Raw genomic sequence first — 20,950 nt, 5'->3', positions numbered from 1 at the left:
GGGCGGAGGCCTGCGTGCTCCTGGGCAGTGCTCAGTTCGGCAACAGCAGAGGCAATGCCGCCATCGGCGGCGTCAGCCGCGTGGGAGAGGTGGAGCGGAAGGGGAGGCAAGCTGGGCAACGGGCTGGGACCAACGGCCGTAGAGCCAGAACAGGGGCGCGACGGAGAAGCCGAAGAGCATCACCACCTGGGGCAGGTAGCCGCGGCTGATCACCACATAGAGATAGGAGGCCGTGAGCAGATAAAGGGCCTGAGCGAAGGGTTCATCCTGGCGAATCAGGAACCAGTTCCAGAGGCGCCGCAGCAGCCAGCCGAGCAGGGCACTGAGGGCAATCAGGGAGGGCCAGCCGGCAATCAGATAGTACTCGGCGTAATTGAGAAAGGCTGAGCCTCTGGCGAAGTTCTCACCGCCATAAAGCATTGCAGTAGCCTCGGCACCATAGGGAACATCTGGCTTTGAGGGATATATTGACCTGGGGATAGGAAAAAGAAGAGTATTAATAATCGGAGCCCCCCCAATGAACGATGAGCGGCCTGGCGCCTGCTCGATCACGCCAGAGGTGGTGAAAAACACTGCCGATTCACCGAAGCCCGCATCGACGAGATCTGCCGTGCTCTGGCCCTCAATGGCCGTGAGATCCAGCCCGCGGCCGTAACTGCGTGTGAGGCCGATCAGGCCGTTGAGGGTGATGAAGCCAGCCAGAAAAACCGCCAGCATGGCCAGCGATGGCCGTTTGCGCCGCGCCATGAACCAGAGCAGCAGGATGGGGATCGCTAGCAGCACCAGACGGTAGCGGAAGCCGAGGGAGGTATAGATCGTCAAGGCCGCCAACAGCCACAGCACCAGAACTGGCGTATGGCGTCGTTGCCGCAGCCAGGCTGCGGCCATCAGGCAGAGGCCGGGAATCAGGAAATTCACGGCGTAGGTGAAGTAATTGGTGATGGCGCCCACATCCACACCGCGCTCACCGAGGCCGCCCTCGATCAACTGACCGGCGGCCAGGGGGTTGAACAAGGCAACCAGCCGCGTGCCGGTCACCAGGGCGAACATCAGCAGGCCGAGCTGGCAAAGGTGGAGGCCAAGCCGATGGATTCGCTGGGGATTGGGATTGAGGATCAGGCGCTTTGGGGCCTTGGTGCGTGGGCTGGCATAGAAGCCCAGCAACAGGGATCCATAGGAAAGCACGGCGCCGAGCCAGCCCCATAACAGCAGCTGGCGGTGATCCAGGCCGCGGTAGAGGGGGCCATCGAGAGCCAGAGCCCGCAGAGGGCCTGCCAGGGTGTAGTAGCCCAGCACGGCCGCCACAAACAACGTGGGCCGATACACCGCCACCCAGGAGCGGCTGCGCAGAGCCTGCAGCAACTCCCAGCCGATCAGGGCAATCAGGGCCAGAACGAGCAACAGCTCCAAGCCATCAAGTTGCGCCAGAGCGTTCATGGGCGGCGGCAGAGCAGGGCGGCAGTGAGGGCAGCCCTGCGCGAGAAGCGGGGCTGGGCGATGGCCCATTGCAGCGCCTGCTGCAGGCCAGAGGCAAAGGTCTCGGGCGTGAAGGCCTGCAGGCGCTGATGAGCAGCCTGCTGCATGGCCGCTCGCTGGTCGGGCGATTGGCGTTCGGCTTGAAGCAGCAGCGCTGCCAAGGCTGATGGGGCCGTGGGATCAAAGCACCAGCCACTCACGCCATGCTCAACCAGATCCACGGCACAGCCGCCGGCGCTGCTTACCAGGCAGGGGAGGCCGGCGGCCATGGCCTCATTCACCACGAGGCCCCATTGGTCGGTGCTGCTGGCCAACACAAAAGCGCTGGCTTGGCCGTAGAGCGGGCCCAGCTCCTCCAACTGGCAGAAGGGCAGCAGTTGCACGCGCTGCGGATCAGGGAGCTCGGCGATCTGGTCACGAATGGCGGGCTCCAGGGGGCCGCTGCCCACCAACTGCAGCCCCCAGCGGCCGCCTTGGCGTTGATAGGTGGCATAGGCCTGGAGCAAACCAGCATGGTTTTTCTTGGCCACCAGCCGGCTCACGCAGAGGAAATGGGGCTGGCGAGGCCCAGCGCTGGCAGCGGCCTGAGCAAAGAAGGCGTTGTCCACCACGTCCCAGGGCTGGGCGATCGCAGCAGGGGGAAAGCCCAGCTCCGTTAGGTAAGCACGGCTTTCCTTGCCGGCCACCAGGGCTGCGGAATAGCCCCGCAGCAGCTGGCGCTTGATCCACTCCTTGGTGGCGCTGCGTGGTTCATCACGCTGGCGGCTGTCGCTGATCAGCACCACGGGAATCCGCCGCTGGTGGGCGAGCACCAGCAGGGCTTGGTAGGCCCGATCCGCCCAGCCCACGCTCACGATCGTCTGGGGTTGAAGCTGATCGAGAATCTCGGCTAACTGCTGAACAATCTGGTCTGAGGGTGGATCTTCCTCCAGGGAATGATGCCCGTAGAGCTGATGCAAGCCATAGACAGCATCGGCCTGGAAACGCCACAGATATTCTTGTGATTGAGGACGGGTTTCCAACACCCGCAGATAGGCTAAACTGGCAGCAGCCAGAAAACGGGCATGGTGATAAGGGCCAATGCGGTGAAGCGCCAGCAGGCAACGGGTTTTGGCATACAGCATTTACAGAGACTGGAAGAATTCGTAGTCAGCCTGGTAGAAGCGCAAGATCAACTCCCTGCTTTCATCAGACAAGTTTGAGTCAAAAAGACAATTCGGTCGATAACGAAAAGACCCTGTCGAGTTCACAACAAGATCTGGACTCAGCCTCATGTTCAAATGATTTGACAATATCTCAAGCGCTTCAGCAAATTTGTCCAGCCTAGCAACGAAATCAACACTAATCCCAAGTTGATTCCAGGGCTGATTCTTCTCTTCGCTAGAAGAATTAAATACAGGCGCCAGCAAGAAAGAGAGCTGAGGTCGAAAGTGAGGTGCAGACCACAAATAGCGCCTACCAAGGGGCTGCGCCAGAAGGCGAGCCGTCTGGTTAACACTGGACGGCACGCGATTGCCTAGAGGGCCGCAGCGACCGCTGAAAAGTGCGTATTTCCAGGCACTCACGAACCTCTCGACCGGGCAGCGAACAATGGCAAATTTAAAAGAATCACGAAAAGCCTTGGCATCATGAGCCCAGTACTGAATAGCCGCAAAATGATTATTGTGAGCGCCCACAATTCCGCTAGGCAGCTGCCGCAGCAAACTTGTGCCAGCACATTTAGCAATGTGCAAGAATATCAACCTTGAAACTTTCTGAAAATCACTCCATGGATTTACGCCAATTGACCGAAGCAAGGGAGCGGTAACCCATTCAGCTAGCCCCGCCTCAGCAGCAAATAGACCCATAGAAACCAAGTCTGCCTGCGCCGGCTTGAAGGCGGCCAAGCGATATGAATAATCTAGAAACATCCTTTATTGATCAATTAATTCGCACAACAAAGCATTCAGAATTCGCTCTCCATAGCGTTTCCAGTCATATTCGAGTGCACGCAAGCTTGCTGCAGTTCCCATCTGGGCTCGCAAATCGCGATGCTCGAGCAATTGCTGCATGCGATCCGCCAGAGCCTGGGGATCCCTGATCGGCACGATGAATCCCTCCACGCCGTCACGCACCACCGAGCCGCAATGGGGGGTGGTGATCACGGGCACACCACAGGCCATGGCTTCCAGGTGCACCAGGGCCATGCCTTCCGCCAAAGTGGGAAGCACGAAGAGATCAGCCCGGCGGAACTCCTCCTGCACCTGGCTGCGGGGCACCTGGCCGAGATAGGTGAGCCCTTCAAAGAGTGGAAGGGTGACATCCACATGAAGGGGGCCAGCCACCCGGCACTCAAAAGCCACGCCGCGTGAGCGGAGAATCCGGCAGGCTTCAGCCAATACATGGTTGCCCTTGCGCAGCCCCACCTGGCCCACAAAAAGAATGCGACCGGGCACAGGATCAGGTTGCAGATCAAACCAGTGCTCCGGGATGCCATAGGGCACAACACTGATCTTCGCGGGATCACAGCCCAGGGCGATCGAGCTCTGGCGGCAATACTCTGAGGGCACAAGCACCTGATCGCTGATCGCCCACTTCAATCGGTCGCGCTCAATGCCGGCTTCCACCACCTCCTCAGGTTCGCCTTCTGCTTCAATGCCGGGATAGCGGCGGCGCTCCTCCAGCAGAATGCGGCCCACATCGGCGCCGATGATCAGCTCATGCACCACATGCAGCCCCTGCTGCTTGGCCTGGCGCACGGTATCCAGATCATTGTTGATGAAGTTGGTGTAAAGGGCATTGGCACCACCAAAGCGCTCGCGGCAGGCTCGTTGCAGCACCAGCGCATCGCCGCGGGCTCCACGGGCCCAGCTGAGACTGGCCAGGGGCTGATCACGCACCAGCCGGCGGGGCAGCTCGGCAGGAAGCTGACGACCAAGCAGACGCTTCAGACTCTTGGGTTGGGCTGCTTTGGGCCAGAGGCCATCCAGCACCCTCAGGGGCCGATGGCTGCTGTGGAGATCGGTGTAGAAGGCCGCCAGGGCATTGGCGCGGGCCAGCAGGGCCGGCACGGCGTAGTGCATGCGAGCGCCGGCCTGGAGCACGGCATAGCGGCGGCCAGGTTGCTGGGTTTCAGCCACGGTTGTTACTCCATCCCACACAACCGCTTCGCCACATCCTCCATCGCACTGAGATGAATCGCCAGCACATTGTCGTCGTCGCGGCGCGGCCAGGATCCATCGGCATTGGGGATGAACGGCACCAACCGATTGGTGGCTGGCCGGTAGAGAAAGAACTGGTACTGCCAGCGCTCGAAGGCCTGCAGCAGGGCCTCCTTGCTGGAGCCGAGGCGCTGCTGGGTGTTGAGCAACTCAAAGCTCCACACCATCGGAGCCGAGCGGCGCAGCAGCTGTTCGCTGCCGGCGAGCACCAGCTGCTCGGCGCCCTCCACATCGATCTTGATGTAGGCCAAGCGGCCGGGCCAGGGGAAGCCATCCAGCCGCCTGGCCTGCACCCAGGCTTCGCGAGTGGTCTCAACATCAGACCCAGAGGGGGGGGGGCGAGATCGAGGCGGTGGAGTCGCCGTCGCTGGGATTGAGCAGCACCAGGCCATCGCGATCGGCCAGGGCCACGGCATGCAGCCGCACCCCGTCTGGCCCCTCCAGGGCATTGAGCGTCAGGTTGGCCCGCAGCTTGGCCACGTTGCTCGGCAGACACTCAAAGGAATGCACATTGGTGCCTCCGGCGTGACGGGCCAGCAGCAGGCTGTAGACACCCACATTGGCGCCGATATCGGCGCAGAGATCACCCGGGCGCAGGAAGCGGCGGGCGAACTGCATCGAGGGCCAGTCGGGGATGCCGTAGTAGAGGCAGGCCTGGCTCTGCTGGCTGGTGCTCAGCAGCCGCAGCCGCAGCCCATCGATCCAGGGGATGATCCGCCCCTGGGACGGGAACAGGCCCAGCTGCTTCTGCAGTTGGTAACTCGCCCAGGCACCACTGCGGCCCAGGCAGCGCACCAGGGCCCGCAACCCTCCGGGGGATCGGTTGGCGGGATGGCCCCAGATCTTGCGCAGGCCGTAGGGGAGTAGGGAGGGCATGGGGAGAACAAACGCTATCGCTGGGGATCGACGCCGCCGTGCTGGTAGGCCTGGGACTGCTGGAAGGTGAGCCGTGAGTGATTCGGGTCTGAATCCGATGCCAGGCTGCGCGCCTACCGGCCCGTGGCTGATCACCCCAGAATCGCCGCCAGCTGTTCCGCCGCCGCCTCCCAGGTGAACTCGCGCCAGCGGGGCACCAGGGCAGCCCGCCACTGCAGATAGCCCGCGTAGGGGCGGAGCCGCGCCACGATCCAGTCGGCCACCTCGGCGGCGCTGGGGTGGGCGGCAAACAGCTGGCCACAGCCGGCATCGGGCAGTGTGGAGGGGATCCCGCCCACCGCATGGGCGAGCACGGGCACCCCCAGGCGCAGGCATTCGCGGTTGGAGATGCCAAAGGCCTCAGCATCGGAAAACAGGGTGCCGAAATGCCAGCTGCGCAGCTCGGCCACAAAGCGGGCGGTGTGGGTCTGCTTGTGGATGAAGCCGAGGGGCTGCAGGGAAGGATGGGAAGGGAGCCGGGCGGGATTGGGGCCGATGGCGCGGATCACGGTGGGGATGCCGCGCTGCTGCAGGGCATCGGCGAGCTCCAGCAGAAAAGGGCCTCCCTTGCGCTGCCACTCCTTGCCAAGGAAACCGAGGCGCAGGGGCTGCTCCCGAGACGGAGGGGGCGGCGGATCCACCGGTGGCAGACCTGCCAGCTGCGTTTCATCGAGGTTGGCGCCGCCGGGCACCACGTGAACCTTGGCGGGGTCGATGCCGTAGTCGATAACAACCGAATCGGCCGCCCACTGCGATCGACAGACAACAGCACCGGAAGATTCATACGCCCGACGCTCCCACTCAAGTACCCGCTGCTGATAATTGGAGTTGATGCGTTTGCCGATGCCATAGTCGTGAAACAACTGTCGAGAGGTAGCATCAATGTAAAAATCAACTCTCCAGGCATCGGGCCAAGGATAGGCCGGCAGTAGCGGGAAGTGGCTGAGCAGGGCCAAGGGCTGATTAACCGGGAGCCTGGCCTGGTCCAGCAGGGCGCGGGTGAAGGCCTGGCTATATTGATAACCTCCGGGCTTACCGCTGCTTAGAAGCTGGCACAAGTTCCATAGGTGCCGCCGCCGGCGCAGGCGCTGAGGATCAAGAGCTAGGCCACCCTTCAAAAAACCTGTTTTCAACCCTGCCTTGAGAAGACGGAATGAAAGGCCACCATGCGTTGCCGGATGAGTGGCGTCGCCGCAGCAGAGGAGGTGGCGGTTCAAGACAGGGCACTTCCAGACTCAATACTGAGCAAGCGAACCAACTCTGGCTTACGGCGGCTGGCCATCACCAGATTGGGCCCCATCAGATCATCCTGATCGACCGAGTAGTGGCTAAACCAGCGCACACCTTTCGGGTAAAGCTTGCCGGTCACGAAATGACTACCATAATCACGCAAGTAGTCATGAATAAAATAACGGGAGAACAGATTGGCCTTGCCGTATTCGATTTGAATGCAGTCAATCGACTCATCGAACAGCATCTCACCCCCCCTGCCATCACCTGAGATTCAAATCCCTCTACATCAATCTTGAGGAGGTCAATGTGATTAACACCATTAGAATCACAGAAATGATCAAGCCGTAGTGCTGACGCAGTGATCTGCTCTGGAGCTGTCAGACCATGAATGGCTGTTTGCACGCCAACCACGGCGCTGGTATTGCCGGTTCGAGCTGGATCAAACAAGAAGCGAATCTCACCGTTAGAATCCGCCAGCGCTGCGTTGTGGAGTTCGGCCCGAGGCTCCTGTCCCAAGGCAGCCTCCAACTGGGCGAATACGGATGGGATGGGCTCAAAGGCGATCACCCGTGCCTGGGGGCAGATGTCTAGAGCCAGGCGAGAATACTCGCCACGGTTGGCGCCTACATCCAGAATCAAGGCAGGGCGAAAACACGCAAGCTGCTGAAGCAGCCACGCTTCTCCGTTGCTGGCAGGATCATAGTTGCCATTTTCATAGAGCCCATGAAATACGGTGGCTAAACGATCAACCCGAGCCAGCAGTGGATTGCCATGATGGGAGGGAAGGAAACGCTGCAGGCGGGGGAAGAACCAGCGCCAAGTGGTGCGTAGCATGCCGATTATTTGATCACAAGGGAATGATTCACTTTAGTTCTCTACCTTCCATCAACCGATACCACTGCTCGGCCGTGTAGCGAATGTCATAAGCGGGCGAATGGGTATGAGCTCGCCCTGCCAGTTGCTCGCGGCGGTGGGCATCTTGTAGGAGCTGCCTGAGCTGGGCGCTCCAATTGTCCACATCTCCCGCCAGAACCAGCATCCCCGCCGCCCCATCCAGCAACACCTCCCGGCAGGCCGGCACATCACTGGCAACGATCGGCAGCCCAGCGGCCATCGCCTCAATCAGCACGATCCCAAAGCCTTCCGCGGGGGTGGTGGAGAAGGCAAACAGATCCGCCTGACCCAGCAGTTCGGGGATGTCGCTGCGGCGGCCGAGGATCACCTGCACAGGATCCAAGCCCAGCTCAACGGCCAATGCCTCTAGGCGAGCACGATCGGGGCCATCGCCCACCAGCTGCAACTGCCAGCCGGGCTGGCGGGCCGTCGCGAAGGCCCGCAGCAGGGTGGCCTGATCTTTGATCGGATCGAGCCGGGCCACCATCAGCACCCTGCGGGCATCGCCCGATGGGCGCCGGGCACGGGCGGCGGCGGCGCGCCGGGCGATGGCCGACACGTTGCAGCCATTGGGAATCACCGGGCCGAGACGCAGACCAACCGGCAGGGGCTGCAACGAGTTCACGATGGCCTGAGTGCAGGGCACCGCCACCACGCCCAGCCGCTGAAACCAGATCAGCAGCCGCTGCCAGGTGTGCTTGCCGTCGGGATCAGACGGAGCCGTGTTGCCGAGATGAACCGCCAACCGACGCACACCAGCTAATCGAGCACCCAGGGCCAGCCAGAGCATCGGCCGGTTGCAGGGATAGAGCAGCAACGCATCCGGGCGACGCTCACGGCAGAGCCAGAAGCCACGCCAGGCCAGACGAAGCCCGTCGCAGCGGCGCCATTGATGCAGCGCCTCCAGCTTGCCGGCGTGCTGAAGCTCAGCGAAGGCAGGAGCTTGCTCTTGGGCCTGGCGGTCGGTGTTGAGCAGCTCGGCCTGCACGTCTGCCGGGCTGTGGCTGATCAGCTGCAGCGCCAAGGCTTCGATGCCAGCGGCGTGGAGGCCGTTGAGCACATGGAGGACCCTCATGTCATCCCCAGCTCCTCGCCGTAGGCCTGCGCCATCGCCGCCACGCTGAAGAGCCGCAGGGCCCGCTGCCGCGCCGCCGCCGCTCGCTGCCGGGCAGCCTCAGGAGCCGCCAGCACCTGTCGAATGGCCTCGGCCAGAGCTTCAGGACTGTTGGGCTCCACGAGCAGGCCGCAGCGGCCGCCGTCCAGCACCTCACGGCAGGCGCCCACATTGGTAGCCACGACCGGCACACCGGCGGCCATGGCTTCTGCCAGGGCGATGCCAAAGCCTTCATCGGGGCGGGCGGAGAACACAAATAAATCCATCTTGGCCAGCAGTGCAGGGATGTCACGGCGACTGCCGAGCAGCTGCACCTGCCTGGTTAGCTGCAGGGATTGGATCAGGGCTTCTAGCTGGGGGCGCTGGCTGCCCTCACCGATCAGCCATAGATCCGTTTCAACGTCCTGATCCCGCAGCAGAGCCACCGCACGGATCAAGGTGGGTTGGTCTTTGTGTTGCTCCAGCCGCGCCACCATGCCCAGCCGCGGCGGCTGGTGCGCCGCCGGATCGCGTTGCACTGCGGCAAAGCGCTCCAGATCGCAGGCGTTGTAAATGGTGCTGGCTTCCCGGCGCGACAGGCCAAAATCGCGCACGGTGGCGGCGCGGATGTAATCGGAGCAGCACAGCAGCCGGTGGGTGAAGGGCCGCCCCAGCTGCACCTCCAGCTTGAACTTCTGAAATGACTGGCCTGTCCACACCGGCGGCAGGTTGCCCACATGGGCACACATGCGGCGCACTCCGGCCAGCCGTGACCCGATCGCGATGAAGGCATGCCAGCCGAGCGGGAAGCTGAGCACCGCCTGGGGGCGCAGGCGTCGGCAAAGCCGGTAGCTGAGCCAGGCCAACCGCGGGTAGCGGGCTAAGCCATGGCCTAAAGCGAAGGTGTGGATCGGAATGCCGAGTGCTTCAAACTCCGGCCGCAGATCGTTGGGTTGATCGCGCAGGCAGAGAAGCTCCACTGCCAGGCCCTGCTGCTGCCAGTGGAGGGCCAGCTGCAGGGCGAGTTGGGGGCAGCCTTCGGCGACGAGGGAAGTGAGGACGATCAGCAGCTTGGAACTCACGTTGGGGCGGGCACATAGCACTGATCAAAGTGAGAGCGACCTGCTGGATCCACCGTGGGCTCGTAACCAAACTGGGCCATCGTGGCCGTGAGATTCTGATCACCAATCAGAGCTTTCGCCCGGCCGATATTTTCCTCAACAATGACTTTGCGGCAACGGCGCTCGGATAGCAGCCGCTGCATCCCTTCAAGCACCTGGGCTTCAAAACCCTCAACGTCGATCTTCACAACAAGCGAGTGGGCTTCGACAGCCTTATGCATCGACTGCCAACCACGCAATTGATCATCAGTCAGAAGATCATCAAGCTTCACGGCCTGCACGACGACATCGCTTTCCTTCGAACCGCGTGCACTGCCGAATGAGTTACCACCAGAATGCGACAAGTGACCAATCCGAAACCCTAGAAACTCGGCTTGGCAACTAGCCGCTACCGGAAGAGCTACGGGGGGGGTATCTAAAAGCTTGATGTTACGCAGAAGATCTGCAAATTCGCGGGCGCTAGGTTCAAGGCTTAGAACTGCAGCACCTCTGCCTGCAGCAAAGCAGGTTGTGAGACCAATATTGGCACCCACATCGATAAAGCCATCATTAGGGCTCAGATCGGCCAAGAGTGCCATGACTTCATCATTGCCATAGCGCGCTGCTAACCAGAACGTGCTATCGGCAAAGCGGCAGTGCAACAACGGCCCGTAGGCCGAACGAATGACGGCACCATCCAGCACGCGAGACGCCAGCTGTGCAAGCCGATACTTTCCACGTTTACACTTGCCAAAAGCGAGATAATCCAGCAGCCGTTCAGCCAACAAGGATCGAATCCGAATCATACGATCGGCTCCCGGGCCAGCTTGGTGAGGACCTCCAGCACACGTGGGGCTACCACCCGCACATCAAACCTCTGCTCAGCTGCTCGCCGGCAGGCCTGGCGATCCAGTTCGTGCAGGTGATGTACAGCTTCCACAAAGGCATCCACTGAAGGTTCTTCAGGTTCACACAGCCAGCCAGTCATGCCATGGTTGATCACCTCCGGTGTGGAGGCTCGGCGTGTAGCAATCACAGGGGTACCGCAAGCCAAGGCTTCAACCATCACAAACCCGAACGGCTCATCCCAGCGGATCGGAAAGAGCAGGGCATCGGCATTGCTGAGTAACACCTGTTTCTGTGCGTCATTGACAGGGCCAATCCAACGGATCTGATCGCCATCGAGATGCGGCTCCACCTGCTCCCGGAAATACTGCTCACCGCCTTTCTCTTTGGACACATTGCCAGCAATCACAAGCTTGCGGCCAGTTCGTCGCGCCACGTCAATGGCCACATCAACGCCCTTGTTCATCGTAAGTCGTCCAAGAAAGACTAGGTAATTTCCAGTGCCTTCAGCCACGCGATAAGCCCGAGTGTCAACGGGGTTGGGGATCACGCACGATGGAGCAGTGATCTTGGCGTGGGATGCCTGATTGGCACTGATGAAATGAAAAGCAGCCTTGGCACGAATTCTTTGCTCGGCAAAATCGATCTGCTGCTGGTCAATAGGGTTGGGAAAAAGTTGAAGCAAAGGCTTGCCCGATTGAAGCAGCGAATAAAGATAGTCAAAGCGTCCATGGCTATAGACAACATCACAATCCCGCGCTGCCCATAGGCTTTGCAGCTGAAAGCGAATCTTGCGATTGGCTCTACTTAGGTAAGCCTTGGATGGCGCATGGTGAATATGGAGCTGCCCTCCGTAGTGACGCGATCCTGGGCCAGCGAGAAGATCGACACGATGGCCTAAGCGGGAAAACTCTTGGGCGTACAGAGCCACAATCCGCTCGGCGCCGCCGTAGTGGTTGGGGGGAATGGGGATGACAGGGTCGGCTATCAGAAGTATTTTCATTTATCACGCAAGAATATTTGCGTACATCCTTAGGATATTGTCCATGTAAACTTTCTCTGAGAACTTGTTGAGAGCTGCTTTGCGGCATTCGCCTGGTCTTATCTTGTCGACATGATGAATGCTATTAAAAAGCTCGTCATAACTATCGCAAATAAGACCGGTCTTGCCATCTTCGACTAATTCCGGAATCGATCCTAAATTCGTTCCAATAACTGGAGTCCCCGCCGAAAGGGCTTCAGCTATAACAATACCAAAGGGCTCATTCCATCTATTGGGCATAAGAAGTGCAAGGGCGTTGCCAAGAAACCTTGACTTCTGTGAATCGTCGATTGCCCCAATAAATTCAATCTGATTGCCAAGGAAAGGTTTAACTGCCTTCTCGAATAACAAGGCCGCATCTGGTTCCGCTGGCCTGACGACGCCAGCGATTTTAAGAGGTATGCCAGTCTGCAGTGATAGGCGCACAGCAATATCAATGCCTTTATCATAATTGAGTCTTCCTAGGTACGCAAGGTAGTCACGAGATGGTCTTACGATGGGACGTATGACCTCGGTGTCCACGGCATTATGGATTACAAAGGGAGTGGCACTACCCTGCACATTTAGATTTCTGATCTGTGACTGAGATATTGCTTGCATGTATCCGTGCTTGGGATTGGACTTGATTACCGACAAAAGATCAGTGGGGCTTACAGTGTTTTGCTGTGTGTAAACGACTGGTTTACCAATATTGTTTACCGACCAATGATAACTTGGCCAAAACTTGAATGAGTGGATAATGTCAGCATCTCTAGCGAGCCATAAGGTCTTAAGCCCAAAGTCAATCCGTCGATAGGCACGGCTCGCAAGGCTCTTGCTCTGATTCTTGTATGAAATAAAACGGCCACCATATTCACATGACCCTTTACCTGCCATTAAGTGAACTGTATGCCCTCGTTTTTCCAGGCCTCGAGCAAGCAAATGAAGCATCCGATCAGCTCCACCATAGTATTTAGGTGGCATAAGCCATGGTTCACCAATAAGAGTTATCTTCATATCTTCACAGCCAGAAAACGGAATCCTTTCTTGCCAACATGCTTTTCGCAAAAGGATGCGCGTCCGAGCTCTTGTTGAGCATCACAAGATTTCGACCCTTAAAGTCTTCCCACTTAGGATCGTAGTCTTTTGAGATTACGATACTGGATGGATAAAGCCTACCGATGTGGAACCGCGAACTATACTCACAATAAATATCCTTTAGCAACCAACGTTTAGATAGATTATGCATTCCATACTCGATTTGAACAATTCCAACTGTCTTCAATACATTACAGGCTCCTCTGAGTACTGCATTTTCATGGCCTTCGGCATCAATCTTAAGAAGGGCAACTGCCTCCATTTGCAAGCCTGATGCAAGAATAATGCTATCCAAGGATTTGGCTTGTACTAGTCTCAAGATAAACTCATTACTACTAGTAAACTCAGGCTGATTGGCAAATGCATGATTTAGAGTGCTCCCATTGGGATGCGTACTGCTATAAAAGTATTCTAAATCCGTATCGTTTTCAGATGCAGCGCAATTGAAGAGCAAGAGCCTAGATGCAGCGCAGTTAGCCTCGCAGATGTAAGACCTAAGATTGCTGCAGAGAGCAGCATAAGATTCAATAGATGGTTCTACAGCAATTACACGCCCTTGCCGTGCATGAGTCAAGAAATAGTTGCTATATTCACCAATAAAAGCACCGACATCAATAATATCAGCCTCTTGAGCGGCGGCCATGTTCAAAAGCCAGTATTCACCATTTTCTATAGGGTTATGATTTACATTGTAATAATATTCATGATAATAGTTTCCGAGTTTGGCAAGCTCCGAAGAAAGTGGCATTCTCGAGAGCGCATGCTTTTTGAGCAGATGAAGCATAAGCTGCTTAATTCTTTTTTTCATGATCGCGAACTAATTGATTTTGAACTTATAGGTTGAAGATAAATCTTGCCAGGCTGACATGGCGAATCCAAGCTGAATAACAAAAGAAGAAATTGACTGTCGCCCCCTAACCAATGATATTATTGACTTTAGCATCAGCTTCGCGCCAAGATAAGAGCAGCCGCAATAATTAGATTTGCTGCTAAAGGTTTTCCTGACGACTACCATGGCTCTGGATTTCTCTAGCGCACCTAGGCTTGATTGGCCGATGATACTTACAAGGCCTCTAAGGAGGCGAGAATGAGCAGTCATCCTATAATTATCTTCACTCATAATAAGCGAGGGGAGAAGTTTCGAATGGTTATTACCTTTTGACTTTTTATGCCGAAGAACCAAGGATTCTTTGTCGGATTCAAAGAAAACATATCCACCGCTTAGGGCTGCAGCATAAACAAGCAAAAAGTCTATTTTTTCAATTCCATAAGATGGAATATTATTAAAAAGCTGCCTTTTCCATATTCCATAAATTGACCCTCTAATATCAGACGAAAGAGCGGATTTAAGAGAATCGACACTGCTTAAACTGCATGTGTTGACAGCAAATAAGCTGACTGGCTCTGGAGTATAGGGTCTTCCATCCTCAAAGGCATAGTTAATTATTGGACATGCATGCATAGCTGGATAATCTACTACAGCCTTAACACATTGTTCGAGAAAAAGCTTGCCATGTCGATCATGATCACTCCAAAAGCAGATGAGATCAGACGTTGCTAGAGATATCAATGTTTCAAAGTTGAAGGCTCCACTACGAGGCAGGCTGTATTTGACACATGAATAAGTGTCTATGTAGGTGCTGACTAATTTCGTGACAAAGTCGCTATGGCTAACGGAGCTGTTCAAAGAGACAATGATCTCGGTTGGCCGAAAAGTCTGACAACGGAGGTCATTTAGACTCATTTCTAGCCAGTCTAGGCGACGCTCATCGTATGCCTCGGATTCGTAGCAGCCTATAAGCAGCAGAACTGATAATGAAGGCGGGATCGAAGATGACAAAATGTTCACCTAGAGGTCAAGAATCAAGAGTCGCAGTATATAGAAGATGCCGGGTTTTTCTTCAAATATCCATCCGGTGCCACGCTAATCAACAGCTTGTTGTCGATGTCTTTATCGATCTCAAACTCGGGATGGGTCTTCAGCCATTCATGAACGGCCGTTTTGGGGTTGTTGCCAACGTCCCAGGGACGATCGGGGAAGGATCCGGCAGGTAGGTCTTCCACCACGGTGTCGAAGACGATGCAATAGCTGCCAACCGACACCAGATCAGCGTAAGCATTCAGTTCAGCGAGCACGTGCTCATGCGTGTGGTTGGAATCCAAGGACACCAGTACCCGATCGACGCCATCTGCATGGCTGCGCACCTGCTGGATGATCTCTGGGTCGATCGAGGATCCCTCAATTAGCTCTATCTTGAAGCGCAGGGGATGCTCATCGAGGGCTTGGCGGTTGTGGGGGCGGATATCAATGTCGACGCCCACGACTTTGCGGGGGGATTGACGAGGATCCAGGCCTTCCATCACGTCCAGAAGGCAAAGCAAGGAAGCGGACAAAACAAGTGAACCGCCGTGGGCGATGCCGGTTTCAAGGATCAGATCAGGCTTTACCTGCGAAACGACTTCCTGGAAAGCAACGATGTCTTGCGGATATTGAATAATTGGCCGGGACAGCCATGAAAAGTTATATGAATACAACAGTTGGTGGCTGCGAGCAAAAAACTCTTTGGCGGGCTGGGCAATGCTTATATCAAGCGCCTGAGCATTGGCACGCTGAATTGCTTCTTGTAAGTGTGTCTGAATCGGATTGTTACTCATGGGATTGTCTCCGGGATCCTCAGAAGGGCTTTGAACTTATCCATATGAGCCCAGAATGCCAGAGGCTCATCAGAGCGATCTGGGTAGACCGCTCTCTTAAGCCGAATGCTACCTCCATGAGCCGCAATAGCCTCTTCGGCCATCTCAAGCACTGAACGGGGAATGCCCGAGCCTGTGTTGTAAATACCTCCCGCGTCTTGATGCATTACCAATGTCAGCAACTGTCGTGCCACCTCCTGCACATCAATGAAATCACGCAGCTGGCGGCCGGACCCCATTGGGAAAGACTTCTCCCCCGACTCTAAGGCCTTCTGCAAAGATGGTATCAGCGAATGAGGATTCTGGCCTTGGCCAAAGGGGTAGAAAATGCGAGTCCAGCACCATTGCAAATCCTGTTGGCTATAGCGGCTGGCGATCACGCGGCGCAGGCTGTCTTTGGCAATGGCGTAGCAGTTCACTGGGTCCGTGAACTGATCCTCACTCATGGGACCGTTCTGCAGCCCATATTCGTAGCAGGTGCCCGCAACCAAAAGGCGCTGAAGGCCGGCATCCACCAGCTGCTCAATCAACTCGATACAAGCCGGCAAATTTCGGTTGACATGAAACAGCTCCTGATAGTTGGGAAGCCCTGGCCAGCTCAACAGAATGGCATGCGTTGGCTGGCACTTGAGCAATGCCTGCCAACTTGAGGGATCGAGCAGGTCGAAATGATGTTCAGGGTCTAATTCTCTGTGGCTCCAGCAATGCAGCTGAAGGCCGCCCGCCTCGCGCTGGACAGCACGACCGATGAAACCTTCGCTACCCAGCAGATGAATCGTTGTCACTGCTTCAGCACTGTGATCGAGGGCTGGGTGTAGGGGATCTTGCGGATCTGGTTGCTGCTCATCTCAATGCCCTCCTCGCCAATGCCGCAACTCTGGAATCCCCGTCACCAGCTCGATGGCAGGCAGTTGCTGCCGCACTTCCTCGATCAGGTTCCAAGGCAACACCAGAAGGGCGTCGGCGGCCTCGGTGGCCAGCTGCTCGGGGCTGATCACGGGGATGTGGCTGCCAGGCAGCAGCTTGCCCTGCTTGCTGAGGGCCCGGTCGGCCACCGCTGGCAGCAGGTCGGCCCGGATGCCGGCGTAGTTGAGCAGGGTGTTGCCCTTGGCAGCGGCGCCATAGCCCAGTACGCACCGGCTTTCACGTTTGGCCTGCAGCAGAAACTCCAGCAGGGCGTGCTTGGTGGTTTCGGCCCGTTGCTGGAAGCCGGCGTAGGCCCCCAGCGTTTCCAGCCCCGCCGCTGTCTCAGCCGCCACCACCGCCGCCACCGCCGTTGTTGGCTCTGCGGCGTCCTGGTGGGCCAGCCACACCCGCAGGCTGCCGCCATGGGTGGGCAGCTCCTCCACATCCACCACCTCCAATCCGGCAGCCGCGGCGATGCGGGCCCCCGCCCGCAGGCTCAGGTAGCTGTAGTGCTCATGGTAGATCGTGTCGAACTGGTTGCCCGCCAGCAGCCGCAGCAGATGCGGAAACTCGATTGAGGCGCGCCCGGTGGGCTTGAGCAGCCGGGCGATGCCCGCCACAAAATTGTTGATCTCGGGCACGTGCGCCAGCACGTTGTTGGCCACCACCAGATCGGCGGGCTCCAGTTCCTCAGCCAGCGCCACCCCGAAGAAACGCTCAATCGTGGTGATGCCCTTGGCCCGCGCCGCCTCTGCCGTGGCGTGGGTGGGCTCGATGCCCAGGCAGGGAATACCTCGCTGCTGCACGTACTGCAGCAGGTAGCCGTCGTTGCTGGCCAGCTCCACCACCCGGCTTTCGCACCCCAACCCCAGCCGCTCCACCGCCGCCGCCACAAACCGCTCGGCGTGGGCGCACCAGCTGCTGGAGGTGCTGGAGAAGTAGGCGTAATCTGCGGTGAACAGCTGCTCGGCCGGCGCGTGGACTGGCAGCTGCACCAGCCAGCAGTGGCTGCACACGAACACCTGGAGGGGGTAAGTGAGCTCGGGCAGCGTCAGCTGATCAGGGGTGAGGTAGGCGTTGCTGGGCGGCTGATGGCCCAGATCGATCACCTCATGCGTGAGGGGCGATCCGCAGTGGCGGCAGGGGTGGGGCATCAATCAACTGAGTGGTGATGAATCCGCTAGACAGCCCAGCGATGCTGCTGCTTTAGCAAGTTGCTTGTCTGCGGTGATCAACTGGGCACCATGCTTAAGCGCCAAAGCGAGGTAACTGGCGTCATAGACGCTCAGCGAAAAGGCCATGGCCTGATCAAGCGCTGCGACTGCCAGATCGCTGGCGCTGGTGTGCCGTAGAGGCAGTTGCAACACATCCGCCAAGATGGCTCGGCTTTCATCCGCGCTGAGCAGCTGGCGCTGTACCTGCTTCAGCAACACCGAAGCGCATTCCAGCAAGCAGAGATCGGGAATCAACAACAAAGCGTCGCCACCGCAGCCCCGCTGGATGACGGGCTCCAACGAAGGGGGGAGCGGCCCATCGGCCAGATACAGCCTCAGCAGGGCAGAGGTATCCAGGACAAACACATCGGACTGGGTCCACGCTGTTGGACTCATCGCATCAGCGATTGCGGTCAGACTGAATGTCGGCAGCCAGATCGGGGAAATGGCGCCCAGCCAGCACGGAACGCCACTGCCGGGCCCGCTCCACAGCACCCACCTGGGCGTAACGCACCTCCCGCTCAATCAGGAGCCGCACCTGCTCCTGCATGCTGCGGTGGTTGCGGAGAGCGAGCTGGCGCAAGCCCTCATAAGTCTGATCCGACAGCCCCCGCAAGCTCAGCGATGGCATACCACCCTCCCTGAAGTGATCTCATTATGCCATCGAATTTCTGTCACTGAGCCAGGGGAGGTTGCGGTCGCGGTCGCTCAGGGCAGCCACCGGCAGGGGCCAGGCAATCGCCAGCGTTGGATCGTCCCAACGCACGCCGGTTTCCGCCTCCGGCACCCAGGCGCCGGAATGCAGATACAGCAGTTCACTGCCGGGCTCCAGCACCTGAAAGCCATGGGCGCAGCCCTCGGGGAGCAGCAGGGCGTTGCCCTGATCGGGGCTCAGCTTCAGCGCATGCCACTGGCCGTAGGTGGTGGAGTCTGTCCGCAGATCCACCGCCACATCCCACACCCGGCCCCGCAGGCAACGCACCAGCTTGGCCTCGCTATGGGGTTCAGCCTGACGATGCAGCCCCCGGATCGTGCCCACAGCTTCCGTGCGGCTGAGGTTCACCTGGGCAATGCCGCGATCCCCCCAGGAACCGATAAACGCCGGCTCCTGGGCCCGGAAGGCATTGAGGAAGGCGCCCCGATGATCGGCAAACGGCGGGGCATGCAGCTCGAAGACACCGTTGAGGGGTGTTGGCTTCAGTTCTGCGGTCAAAACCTGGCTCCCATGGGCGTCACGCCCACTCAACCCCAACCGGCAACTGGGCCTTCACAGGATCAGCCAACAGGCGGGCCATGCCCGTGGTATCACTGATATCAAGACACAGCAGTGTTGGGCCCATGAATTCCAACGTATAACCATCACCCTCAACCACCAGATCAGGGATGCCGCGCAGGGTGGGATGGCGGAACAGGATGGCACCCGTCTCGGCGTCCACAAGACGCTCCATCCCTTTGAGCTGAGTGGTCAGGTGTTGGGAAAGATCCATCGGCCACCTCCGAGGCGATTGGTCACCGTGCGTTCATCATTTGGGTAGGTCGTGACGACCCGCTCTCCATCCTGGCTGAAGATCACGGGCATGGGCTCAAGTAAGACTCAAGATCCGCAATACAGCACTCCAGCGGACTGGCCCCCTCATGCACAGCCCGATACCAGCCCACAGTGCGCTCCACGGTGGTGGCAAATGGCCAGCGGGGCTGCCAGCCGAGTTGGTGGTGAGCTTTATCGATCTGCAGGTGCAAGCGGCCGGCCTCATGGGGCGCATTGGGATCGGAGAGATCCCGCCAGCTGCCGGGCCAGTGGCCCAGGGCCGCTTCCACCAGCTCGCGCACGCTGCGGTTGGCCTCCAAGGCCGGGCCAAAATTGAAAGTGCTTGCGTGGGTCTGGGCAGCTGTTGCCAGCTGCTCAGCCAGCAGCAGGTAGCCCCCCAATGGCTCCAGCACGTGCTGCCAGGGGCGAGTGGCCTCCGGCCGGCGCACCGGAATGGCCTCTCCGGCCGCCAGGGAGCGCATCGCGTCGGGCACTATCCGGTCTTCGGCCCAGTCGCCCCCGCCGATCACGTTGCCGGCCCGAGCCGTGGCGATCGCCAGGTGAGGCGTTTGGTGGGCGCCTGAGCCGCAGAAGCTGACGCGCCAGCTGGCGATCGCCAGCTCAGCAGCAGCCTTGCTGGCGCTGTAGGGGTCGTGGCCGCCGAGCCTGTCCTCTTCCCGATAGCCGTAGTCCCACTCCCGGTTGGCATACACCTTGTCGGTGGTCACCATCACCACCGCGCAGGGGTGCTGCAACGGCTTGAGCGCTTCGAGCAGGTGGAGCGAGCCCTGCACATTGGTGGCCCAGGTGCCAAGCGGATCGCGGTAGCTGCGGCGCACCAGCGGCTGGGCCGCCAGATGGATCACCACCTGCGGCTGGGCGTCCTGAACGCATCGGCTCACCGCCTGCAGATCGCTCAGATCACCGAGTTTGTGCTGGAGCTTCCCCCAGTCAGCATTCCCAGTGGCTTGATCCAGGTCAAGATCGGTGAACAGAGCGTGCCCCGGTTCAGGAGCCCGCGCATAGCCCCAAACCTCTGCGCCGAGGCTCAGCAACCAGAGCGTGAGCCAACTGCCTTTGAAACCTGTGTGGCCGGTGATGAAGACCCGCCGGCCACGCCAGAAGTCAGAATGGTTCAAGACAAAATAAACCGGGTTTCAAACTTTCATGAAGCTTGATATCCATAGCGATCCTCGACTCAATCTCAGTTAATTGGCAAGAGGCAATGCTTTGCCGAGTCAAGGCGTCGCTGGGAGCCTTATTAGAATAGACATTCCAATTTACCCTGCTTGTACTATTTTTTCGCCCTGAAACCAATGCAAGAATGTTTTGCACGGCGTTTTTAGTCAATCCATCAGAGTCCACCCAAACACAATTTGGGGAGCTCAACCTATTCAGGGCCAACTCAAGAGCTTCTGGATCCCACGCCTTCCTGTCGTTCATCCTGATTCCGTAAAGAAGCTGATGGCTTGCATCGCAAGCTCCAGACCAGTCAACCCTGCGCACACGACTGGCCAGTAGCGCAATATCAGCGATACTGGAATCATTTGCTATGGAATAAGTCTGAGGATTAAGCGTATAGGCCTTCAAGGCATCATCATCAAGACAAGATAATCATCAAGCGATCGCAAAGGGTGCCCCCCTCTCACGGAAGAGAAGACCGCTCATTCCTTCTGTCCTAAACAAATGATTGCAAGCGCTGAGGAAATGATCAATAGGATTTCTCGTGGCA

25 protein-coding genes are annotated in these 20,950 nt (G+C 58.3%); all 25 read right to left on the bottom strand.

Translation table 11 applies throughout. The features are described from left to right. Window positions 1–72: 72 nt before the first annotated feature. The 25 genes from VB716_RS10690 to VB716_RS10570 all read right to left on the bottom strand — a co-directional run bounded on the left by VB716_RS10690 (window position 73) and on the right by VB716_RS10570 (window position 20,808). On the bottom strand, window positions 73–1,437 hold the full coding sequence (locus tag VB716_RS10690) for a hypothetical protein (protein ID WP_323270456.1): 1,365 nt from the start codon (window positions 1,435–1,437) through the stop codon (window positions 73–75). Continuing rightward, complete coding sequence (locus VB716_RS10685) at window positions 1,434–2,600, bottom strand: glycosyltransferase (RefSeq protein ID WP_323270455.1); 1,167 nt, start codon at window positions 2,598–2,600, stop codon at window positions 1,434–1,436. The genes VB716_RS10690 and VB716_RS10685 overlap by 4 nt, the downstream gene beginning before the upstream one ends. Then, window positions 2,601–3,362, bottom strand: a complete 762-nt coding sequence (locus VB716_RS10680; protein ID WP_323270454.1) for a sulfotransferase family 2 domain-containing protein — start codon at window positions 3,360–3,362, stop codon at window positions 2,601–2,603. Window positions 3,363–3,389: 27 nt separating this feature from the next. Further along, complete coding sequence (locus VB716_RS10675) at window positions 3,390–4,595, bottom strand: glycosyltransferase family 4 protein (RefSeq protein WP_323270453.1); 1,206 nt, start codon at window positions 4,593–4,595, stop codon at window positions 3,390–3,392. Window positions 4,596–4,600: 5 nt separating this feature from the next. Next, window positions 4,601–5,068: an FkbM family methyltransferase gene (locus VB716_RS10670; RefSeq protein ID WP_323270452.1), complete on the bottom strand. Its 468-nt coding sequence runs from the start codon at window positions 5,066–5,068 to the stop codon at window positions 4,601–4,603. Next, on the bottom strand, window positions 4,995–5,552 hold the full coding sequence (locus VB716_RS10665; RefSeq protein ID WP_323270451.1) for an FkbM family methyltransferase: 558 nt from the start codon (window positions 5,550–5,552) through the stop codon (window positions 4,995–4,997). The genes VB716_RS10670 and VB716_RS10665 overlap by 74 nt, the downstream gene beginning before the upstream one ends. A 131-nt stretch (window positions 5,553–5,683) precedes the next feature. Beyond that, entirely contained in the window at window positions 5,684–6,547 is an 864-nt protein-coding gene (locus VB716_RS10660) for a glycosyltransferase (protein WP_323270450.1), read from the bottom strand. Window positions 6,548–6,804: 257 nt separating this feature from the next. Then, window positions 6,805–6,960 carry a hypothetical protein gene (locus VB716_RS10655; protein WP_323270449.1) on the bottom strand — a complete coding sequence of 52 codons (156 nt, stop codon included), beginning with the start codon at window positions 6,958–6,960 and terminating at the stop codon, window positions 6,805–6,807. Beyond that, window positions 6,957–7,658: an FkbM family methyltransferase gene (locus VB716_RS10650; RefSeq protein ID WP_323270448.1), complete on the bottom strand. Its 702-nt coding sequence runs from the start codon at window positions 7,656–7,658 to the stop codon at window positions 6,957–6,959. Before VB716_RS10650 ends, VB716_RS10655 begins: the two co-directional genes overlap by 4 nt. A 28-nt stretch (window positions 7,659–7,686) precedes the next feature. Next, complete coding sequence (locus VB716_RS10645; protein WP_323270447.1) at window positions 7,687–8,793, bottom strand: glycosyltransferase; 1,107 nt, start codon at window positions 8,791–8,793, stop codon at window positions 7,687–7,689. Further along, window positions 8,790–9,893 (bottom strand): glycosyltransferase, encoded by a 1,104-nt coding sequence (locus VB716_RS10640; protein ID WP_323270446.1) that lies wholly within the window; start codon window positions 9,891–9,893, stop codon window positions 8,790–8,792. The genes VB716_RS10645 and VB716_RS10640 overlap by 4 nt, the downstream gene beginning before the upstream one ends. After that, window positions 9,890–10,696 carry an FkbM family methyltransferase gene (locus VB716_RS10635; RefSeq protein WP_323270445.1) on the bottom strand — a complete coding sequence of 269 codons (807 nt, stop codon included), beginning with the start codon at window positions 10,694–10,696 and terminating at the stop codon, window positions 9,890–9,892. Before VB716_RS10635 ends, VB716_RS10640 begins: the two co-directional genes overlap by 4 nt. A gap of 17 nt (window positions 10,697–10,713) precedes the next feature. Further along, window positions 10,714–11,760, bottom strand: coding sequence for a glycosyltransferase family 4 protein (locus VB716_RS10630; protein WP_323270444.1), 1,047 nt, complete (start codon window positions 11,758–11,760; stop codon window positions 10,714–10,716). Between the two features lie 3 nt (window positions 11,761–11,763). Then, entirely contained in the window at window positions 11,764–12,795 is a 1,032-nt protein-coding gene (locus VB716_RS10625) for a glycosyltransferase (RefSeq protein WP_323270443.1), read from the bottom strand. A gap of 4 nt (window positions 12,796–12,799) precedes the next feature. Then, window positions 12,800–13,684, bottom strand: coding sequence for an FkbM family methyltransferase (locus tag VB716_RS10620; protein WP_323270442.1), 885 nt, complete (start codon window positions 13,682–13,684; stop codon window positions 12,800–12,802). 9 nt (window positions 13,685–13,693) lie between these two features. Beyond that, entirely contained in the window at window positions 13,694–14,725 is a 1,032-nt protein-coding gene (locus VB716_RS10615; protein WP_323270441.1) for a glycosyltransferase, read from the bottom strand. 14 nt (window positions 14,726–14,739) lie between these two features. Next, window positions 14,740–15,531: a cephalosporin hydroxylase family protein gene (locus VB716_RS10610; RefSeq protein WP_323270440.1), complete on the bottom strand. Its 792-nt coding sequence runs from the start codon at window positions 15,529–15,531 to the stop codon at window positions 14,740–14,742. Then, window positions 15,528–16,355 (bottom strand): NAD(P)-dependent oxidoreductase, encoded by an 828-nt coding sequence (locus VB716_RS10605; protein WP_323270439.1) that lies wholly within the window; start codon window positions 16,353–16,355, stop codon window positions 15,528–15,530. The genes VB716_RS10610 and VB716_RS10605 overlap by 4 nt, the downstream gene beginning before the upstream one ends. Window positions 16,356–16,418: 63 nt before the next feature. Then, on the bottom strand, window positions 16,419–17,630 hold the full coding sequence (locus tag VB716_RS10600) for a class I SAM-dependent methyltransferase (protein WP_323270438.1): 1,212 nt from the start codon (window positions 17,628–17,630) through the stop codon (window positions 16,419–16,421). A gap of 3 nt (window positions 17,631–17,633) precedes the next feature. Further along, window positions 17,634–18,086, bottom strand: coding sequence for a type II toxin-antitoxin system VapC family toxin (locus VB716_RS10595; protein ID WP_323270437.1), 453 nt, complete (start codon window positions 18,084–18,086; stop codon window positions 17,634–17,636). A 4-nt stretch (window positions 18,087–18,090) separates the two neighbouring features. Further along, window positions 18,091–18,321, bottom strand: a complete 231-nt coding sequence (locus VB716_RS10590; protein ID WP_416238102.1) for a FitA-like ribbon-helix-helix domain-containing protein — start codon at window positions 18,319–18,321, stop codon at window positions 18,091–18,093. 24 nt (window positions 18,322–18,345) lie between these two features. Beyond that, entirely contained in the window at window positions 18,346–18,903 is a 558-nt protein-coding gene (locus tag VB716_RS10585) for a dTDP-4-dehydrorhamnose 3,5-epimerase family protein (RefSeq protein WP_323270435.1), read from the bottom strand. A 19-nt stretch (window positions 18,904–18,922) separates the two neighbouring features. Further along, window positions 18,923–19,177 carry a hypothetical protein gene (locus VB716_RS10580; protein WP_323270434.1) on the bottom strand — a complete coding sequence of 85 codons (255 nt, stop codon included), beginning with the start codon at window positions 19,175–19,177 and terminating at the stop codon, window positions 18,923–18,925. A gap of 82 nt (window positions 19,178–19,259) precedes the next feature. After that, entirely contained in the window at window positions 19,260–20,357 is a 1,098-nt protein-coding gene (gene rfbG / locus VB716_RS10575) for a CDP-glucose 4,6-dehydratase (RefSeq protein ID WP_323270433.1), read from the bottom strand. Next, the gene (locus VB716_RS10570; RefSeq protein WP_323270432.1) at window positions 20,344–20,808 is read right to left on the bottom strand and encodes a hypothetical protein; all 465 of its coding nucleotides are present in this window, start codon (window positions 20,806–20,808) and stop codon (window positions 20,344–20,346) included. Before VB716_RS10570 ends, rfbG begins: the two co-directional genes overlap by 14 nt. Window positions 20,809–20,950: the final 142 nt, after the last annotated feature.

Origin of the sequence: Synechococcus sp. CCY9201 (assembly GCF_034931105.1) — a bacterium.
Lineage (GTDB): Bacteria > Cyanobacteriota > Cyanobacteriia > PCC-6307 > Cyanobiaceae > CBW1002.
Note: the sequence above shows the minus strand (reverse complement) of the source record. Positions and strands in the feature narration are given on the sequence as shown.

What these genes read in the sequence shown, in the direction of transcription:
- VB716_RS10645 (WP_323270447.1), bottom strand. Translation starts at nt 8,793, where the DNA reads ATGAGGGTCCTCCATGTGCTCAACGGCCTCCACGCCGCTGGCATCGAA.
- VB716_RS10670 (WP_323270452.1), bottom strand. Translation starts at nt 5,068, where the DNA reads ATGGCCTGGTGCTGCTCAATCCCAGCGACGGCGACTCCACCGCCTCGA.
- VB716_RS10610 (WP_323270440.1), bottom strand. Translation starts at nt 15,531, where the DNA reads ATGAGTAACAATCCGATTCAGACACACTTACAAGAAGCAATTCAGCGT.
- VB716_RS10630 (WP_323270444.1), bottom strand. Translation starts at nt 11,760, where the DNA reads ATGAAAATACTTCTGATAGCCGACCCTGTCATCCCCATTCCCCCCAAC.
- VB716_RS10580 (WP_323270434.1), bottom strand. Translation starts at nt 19,177, where the DNA reads ATGGATCTTTCCCAACACCTGACCACTCAGCTCAAAGGGATGGAGCGT.
- VB716_RS10685 (WP_323270455.1), bottom strand. Translation starts at nt 2,600, where the DNA reads ATGCTGTATGCCAAAACCCGTTGCCTGCTGGCGCTTCACCGCATTGGC.
- VB716_RS10690 (WP_323270456.1), bottom strand. Translation starts at nt 1,437, where the DNA reads ATGAACGCTCTGGCGCAACTTGATGGCTTGGAGCTGTTGCTCGTTCTG.
- VB716_RS10595 (WP_323270437.1), bottom strand. Translation starts at nt 18,086, where the DNA reads ATGAGTCCAACAGCGTGGACCCAGTCCGATGTGTTTGTCCTGGATACC.
- VB716_RS10600 (WP_323270438.1), bottom strand. Translation starts at nt 17,630, where the DNA reads ATGCCCCACCCCTGCCGCCACTGCGGATCGCCCCTCACGCATGAGGTG.
- VB716_RS10590 (WP_416238102.1), bottom strand. Translation starts at nt 18,321, where the DNA reads ATGCCATCGCTGAGCTTGCGGGGGCTGTCGGATCAGACTTATGAGGGC.
- VB716_RS10665 (WP_323270451.1), bottom strand. Translation starts at nt 5,552, where the DNA reads ATGCCCTCCCTACTCCCCTACGGCCTGCGCAAGATCTGGGGCCATCCC.
- VB716_RS10625 (WP_323270443.1), bottom strand. Translation starts at nt 12,795, where the DNA reads ATGAAGATAACTCTTATTGGTGAACCATGGCTTATGCCACCTAAATAC.
- VB716_RS10620 (WP_323270442.1), bottom strand. Translation starts at nt 13,684, where the DNA reads ATGAAAAAAAGAATTAAGCAGCTTATGCTTCATCTGCTCAAAAAGCAT.
- VB716_RS10650 (WP_323270448.1), bottom strand. Translation starts at nt 7,658, where the DNA reads ATGCTACGCACCACTTGGCGCTGGTTCTTCCCCCGCCTGCAGCGTTTC.